Source organism: Psychrobacillus sp. (assembly GCF_056205495.1).
The window spans coordinates 1-5955 of record NZ_JBAEAP010000380.1; the positions used below are offsets into that span (position 1 = coordinate 1).

A 5955-nucleotide genomic window follows, 5' to 3' on the forward strand; every position below is an offset into this window, starting at 1 on the left:
ACTCGAATAGTGGCCAGTTCACGACCCATAGGAAAGCATAACGGCTTTCATCGATTAGCTTTAAATCTTTACCAAGCTTCAAACGTAACGCTCCAAGTGCATCTGCAACTACTGATTTCTTGTCGGCTACAAATAGCAATAAATCTCCTGCTGCAGCATCTAGAGTTTGGATAAGCGTACTTGCTGCTTCACCTTCAAAGAATTTTGCAATAGGACCTTTAATGCCTTCCTCGTCAACTTTAAGCCATGCAAGACCTTTCGCTCCATAACGAGACGCATATTCTCCAAGGGCATCAATATCTTTACGTGAATAGTTATCTGCTGCTCCTTTAACGTTAATAGCTTTTACCTGACCGTCTGCTTCTACTGCAGATGCAAATACTTTAAAAGAACTATCCTTCACTTGCTCTGAAAGATCTGTTAGCTCTAAACCAAAACGAACATCTGGTTTATCTGATCCGAATCTTGCCATTGCTTCGTCATAATCCATTCGTGGGAATGGAATGCTAACATCTACCCCTTTAACATCCTTCATGATTTTTTGCATCATGCGCTCATTCATCTCAAGAATTTCATCCATGGATAGGAAGCTCATTTCCATATCAATTTGTGTAAATTCTGGTTGACGGTCAGCACGTAAATCTTCATCACGGAAACAGCGAGCAATTTGATAGTATTTTTCAAATCCTCCAACCATCAGCAGCTGTTTGAATAATTGTGGAGACTGAGGTAAAGCGTAAAACTCTCCTCCATGTACACGACTTGGTACTAGGTAATCTCGAGCTCCCTCTGGCGTAGACTTTGTTAAGATCGGTGTCTCTACTTCAAGGAATCCTTCATCGTCTAAGAAGCGTCTAACTGTTTTTGTAATATCTGAACGCATTTTAAATGTGTCATACATCACTGGTCTTCTTAAATCTAAATAACGATATTTTAAACGAACATCTTCCCCTGCATCTGTTTGATTTTCAATTGAAAAAGGAGGATTTTTTGCCTCGTTGATAATGGAAATTTCATTTGCTTGAACCTCAATTGCACCAGAAGGGATGTTGCGATTTATTTGATTTTCTGCACGTGCAACGACAGTCCCTTTAATTTCAATGATAAATTCGTTTCTTAACGTATTTGCCACCTGTAGAGCTGTTTCTGAAAATTCTGGATTAAATACAACTTGTACAATACCAGTACGGTCTCTCACATCAACGAAAATAAGTCCGCCCAAATCTCTTCGTTTTTGAACCCAACCGATTAGTTGAACCGATTCACCTATATGTTGTTCGTTTAGTTGTCCACTTGTATGCGTTCTGTTCATGATTATTTTGCCTCCGTTAATTTTTTAACTTCATCTATTAAAGATGTAAATGGTACTAGCTGTTGAGTCCCGGTAGTTAAATCTTTTAACATAACACTTTGTTTTTCTAGTTCATCTTCACCGATTACAATCACTGCTTTTGCTTTTAATCGGTCCGCTGATTTCATCTGAGCCTTTACTTTACGGTCTAAATAGTCCATATCAGCAGAAATTTTGTTTTGACGCAGCTCAAAGGTAAGCTCTGTCACTTTTTTCTTAGCCTCCTCACCCATAGCCACTAGGTAAACATCTAGTGAAGTATGGTCTGGAAACGCAATTTTTTCTGCCTCCATCGCAAGTAGGAGTCTTTCAATGCTCATCGCATAACCGATACCCGGAGAATCTGGCCCACCTAGCTCCGCTACTAAGCCGTTATATCTTCCTCCACCAGCTAGCGTAGTGATCGCACCAAATCCCTCAGCAGTACTCATAATTTCAAATGCAGTGTGATTATAATAGTCTAGTCCTCGTACTAAATTAGGATCTACCTCAAACTCTATATTTAACGTGGTTAAGTAATCTTTTACTTTTTCAAAATATGCTGCAGATTCTTCATTTAAAAAATCTGTTAAAGATGGTGCTGTTGCCATCAAAGGATTGTTACGATCTACCTTACAGTCTAAAATTCGCAGTGGATTTTTTTGCAATCTATTTTGGCAATCAGAGCAAAATTCCTCGATATGCGGTTCAAAGTGGTTCACTAAAGCTTCTCGGTGAGCGATTCGACTTTCTGTATCCCCTAATGAGTTAATCACTAGTTTCAAGCTTTTTAAACCAGCTTTTTTATAGATCGACATAGCTAGAGATATTACTTCAGCATCGATTGCTGGGTCAGCACTACCGATTGCCTCCATACCAAATTGAACGAATTGACGATATCTACCAGCTTGTTGACGCTCATAGCGGAACATAGGTCCCATGTAATATAGCTTTACTGGCTGATCAGGATATCCAAACATCTTATGCTCTACAAATGACCGTACAACTGATGCTGTTCCTTCAGGTCTTAACGTAAGTGATCGATTTCCTCTATCCTGAAACGTGTACATTTCTTTTTGGACGATATCAGTTGTATCTCCTACTCCTCTAGTAAAGAGTTCAGTATGCTCAAAGACAGGTGTTCTAATTTCTTTGTAGTGAAACATACGACACTCGTCTCTTATTAAATCTTCTACTATCTGCCACTTTGCTGTTTCAGATGGCAAGATATCTTGTGTTCCTCTTGGTAATTTAATATCCATTATGTTGGACTCCCTTCAAATACAAATAAAAAAAGCCCTCATCCCTTGCATATAGCAAGGGACGAGAGCTTTTAAGCTTCCGCGGTTCCACCCTAGTTGGTTAATATAATTAACCCTCTCAACGCTGGATAACGGCCAGATCCGTTTTTGCCTACTAAAGAAGACTCTTTCGACAAAAAACCTCTCGAATGTTGTTCACTGTAGGGGTCTGTAGGAAAGATTGCAGCCACGTCTTTCCCTCTCTTGTCATTCCTTATAAACAGTTACTTTTTCGGTCAATGGTTTGTTTTAATTTTTAATTATACTTTATCATAATAACGTAAATGAAATAAGTCAACCTTTTTAAATAAATGGTAGTAATTTTTTGTTAGACTATTTACAATAAAGAGAGAGGTGATCCAATGAATAACAAAATAGTCCACAAATTGGTAACATTATTACTAGTATTTTCGCTCTTCATACCTTTTGTTAATATTCAGGTTCAAGCTCAAGAACAAGAGGCTGTAGTAAGTGTATCATCTTTAAAGGTGCGTAGTGGTCCGGGATTAACATATGACACAATTGGTTCAGTACATAAAAATGATAAACTCACAGTAGTTGGAAAAGAAAATGATTGGTTAAAAGTTAAATACAAAAATACTACTGGTTGGGTTGCTAGCTGGTATGCAACTATTGAAACGGAAGGATTAGACAATAAGCAAATTGTCTCCAAAGTAAATAATTTAAACGTTCGTACAGCACCTTCAGTTTCTTCTGCCGTTATCGGTAAATTAAATGAAGGAGAAAAGTACGTTGCACATCAATCAGAAGATGAATGGGTTGAAATTGATTACAATGGACAAAAGGGTTGGGTAAATAATACATATGTGACTATAGTGGAACATACGGCATCAAAAGCCCCAACACCGGCATCATCGATAAAAGAAAAAAAGTTTGTTATTTCTGTGGATGCTTTAAATGTACGTGCTAAACCTGACTTATCTTCAAAAAAAATAGGTCAAGTTAACAAAGGAGACCAATTTAGCGTACTTGCTACAGACCACCAATGGGTTCAAGTAGAACTTGAATCAGGAAAAAAGGGATGGCTTTATAGCTTTTATGGTAGCTTTACAAATGCAGTAGGATCTAGTTCAAAGACCACTTCATCAGAGTCCATTACTGTGCTATATAGTGGAACAAATATCCGAGCTGAGAGTAATACTAACAGCGAAGTAGTGAAAAGAGCTGCGGCCGGTGAATCATTTAAAGTCATTGAGACAATTAATGACTGGTTTAAAATCGATTTAGGAAACGGAAAAAATGGGTATATTGCTAACTGGGTAGTATCCTCCTCAGAAGAAACAAATACTCCGGAAACTTCAAAAGAAACAGAGAAAGAGCAAAAGAAAGAAAAAGTAACAAGAAAAAAAGGGACATTAAAAGGAGCAACAATTGTAATTGATGCAGGGCATGGTGGAAATGATCGTGGGACAACCGGCGCTTTAGGGACCGATGAAAAAGATATAACGCTTAAAACAGCTGAATTGCTCTCCTCTAAACTGCAAGCTGCAGGTGCTAATGTTAGGATGACCAGACAATCGGATGAATATGTAGACTTACGTAAAAGAGTTTCTATAGCGCATCAAGTGAATGCCGATGCTTTCATAAGTCTCCATTACGATGCCATTAATAATAGTTCCGTACGAGGCTATACTACGTACTACATGAACAGCCATCAAAAAGAGCTTGCTAACTACGTTCATAAAGGACTCGGTGACATGATTTCCTTAAAAAATCGTGGTGTTCAACCAGGTAACTATTTAGTACTTCGAGAAAATAAGCAGCCTGCTATTCTCATAGAATTAGGATATTTGAGCAACCCATCTGAAGAACAGCATGTAACGACGCGAGCTTTTAGGGAACAAGCAACTCATGGAATATATAATGGTATTATTGACTACTTTGATAGTCAATTGAAATAATTAAAAAGCTAATTCCTTTTAACATCCATGTAGTAAACAAAATAAGTCCTGAAAATTTTACTGTACGTAAAATTTTCAGGACTTTTAATATAAAGGCTATGTTAAAGGGTAGGGTTGATTTATGATATAAAGAATCTTAGACAGAAAGTAGAATTGATTTTTCGCCCCAGTCGGACGCTTTCCTCGAGGTGAGCGACAAGCCATCCCTCATCGCTTACGCGAGCCCTAATAAATGTATTCGCATCAACAAAGCTAAAAGCTGTCACCAACCTAAATTTCATAATCTAGTTTATGTTCTTAATAGCCATTTAAAAGTTCATTTGTTTATATTTACAGTAACTATAAAAAAGAATTGTTAGTCAAAATCAACCAATAACTTTAACAAAGCTAATATAATTAGAATTTATTCCAGTCTTGTTTTTAAGACTAAGCCTCAAGCACGATTGTCACTGGGCCATCATTAGTGAAAGTGACATCCATCATGGCTCCAAAAACCCCTGTTTCCACTTGGATTTCCTTTGCCTGTAACTTGCTATTGAACAGCTCCCAAAGTGGCTTAGCTTGTTCTGGTCTAGCGGCCTCTATAAAACTAGGACGTCTTCCTCTTTTTGTATCTGCATACAGTGTAAATTGAGAGACAGAAAGAATGGAACCATTCATTTCTTGAATGGAATGGTTCATCTTACCATCTTCATCCTCAAATAACCGTAGTCCGGCTATTTTCTCTACTAAGTAATCGACTTCTTTTTCAGTATCTGTAGTTGTGATTCCTACTAATAACATATATCCATGATCTATCTGACCAGTAATTTCGCCGTCTACTGTTACTTTTGCATTTTTACATCGTTGTAGAACTACTTTCATCTAAATTTACTCCCTTTAACTCAATTCAGTTGCTGGTTTGCATTAGTTAATAATACGCTGAACAGAATAGACATCTGATAGCTGTTTAATTCGATCCACTACCTTGTGTAGATGTGCAATATTAGAAATTAAAATAGACAGATGAATGGACGCTATATCATTATCTGATTTGCCACTAACTGCAACTATATTGGTTTTAGATTCGTTTACTACTTGAAGTACTTCGTTTAGCAAGCCTGTCCGATCAAAAGCAGACACTTCGATATCTACCTGATATTCCTTTTTCGAAGGACTATCTGATTGCTCCCATTCTACCTCAATAATACGTGAATGAGCATCATCATTTTGAACGTTTGGACAATCCGCTCTATGAACAGAAACTCCTCTACCTTTCGTGATAAATCCTACAATCGCATCCCCTGGTACTGGACTACAGCAGCGGGAAAGTCGAATAAGTAGATTTTCGATACCTTTTACTACAACGCCAGATTCTGTTGTTTTCTTAATCGTAAGCGTTTGCATTTCAGTATTAATCTTT

Annotated in this window: 5 protein-coding genes and 1 other annotated feature; of the genes, 1 reads left to right on the plus strand and 4 read right to left on the minus strand. The window is 37.5% G+C overall.

The window, feature by feature from the left end:
* A partial coding sequence (gene aspS, locus AC06OU_RS11295; RefSeq protein ID WP_475855855.1) for an aspartate--tRNA ligase occupies positions 1-1315 on the minus strand: 1315 nt, incomplete at its 3' end.
* Positions 1315-2592, minus strand: coding sequence for a histidine--tRNA ligase (gene hisS / locus AC06OU_RS11300; RefSeq protein WP_475855849.1), 1278 nt, complete (start codon positions 2590-2592; stop codon positions 1315-1317). The genes hisS and aspS, both read right to left, overlap by 1 nt.
* Before the next feature lie 54 nt (positions 2593-2646).
* Positions 2647-2880: a binding site (T-box leader), on the minus strand.
* A gap of 113 nt (positions 2881-2993) precedes the next feature.
* On the opposite strand from hisS, the gene AC06OU_RS11305 reads away from it, so the two are divergent.
* Positions 2994-4553 (plus strand): SH3 domain-containing protein, encoded by a 1560-nt coding sequence (locus AC06OU_RS11305; protein ID WP_475855851.1) that lies wholly within the window; start codon positions 2994-2996, stop codon positions 4551-4553.
* Positions 4554-4979: 426 nt separating this feature from the next.
* Here the strand turns inward: AC06OU_RS11305 and dtd are convergent, their stop codons facing one another.
* Together dtd and AC06OU_RS11315 are read right to left on the minus strand one after the other, a co-directional pair.
* Positions 4980-5417, minus strand: a complete 438-nt coding sequence (gene dtd, locus AC06OU_RS11310) for a D-aminoacyl-tRNA deacylase (RefSeq protein ID WP_298470356.1) — start codon at positions 5415-5417, stop codon at positions 4980-4982.
* Between the two features lie 42 nt (positions 5418-5459).
* On the minus strand, positions 5460-5955 hold a 496-nt coding region (locus AC06OU_RS11315), incomplete at its 5' end, for an ACT domain-containing protein (protein ID WP_475855854.1).

Bases quoted from the DNA above. Each gene is read 5' to 3' on its own strand.
- hisS (WP_475855849.1), bottom strand. From the start codon at position 2,592: ATGGATATTAAATTACCAAGAGGAACACAAGATATCTTGCCATCTGAA.
- AC06OU_RS11305 (WP_475855851.1), top strand. From the start codon at position 2,994: ATGAATAACAAAATAGTCCACAAATTGGTAACATTATTACTAGTATTT.
- dtd (WP_298470356.1), bottom strand. From the start codon at position 5,417: ATGAAAGTAGTTCTACAACGATGTAAAAATGCAAAAGTAACAGTAGAC.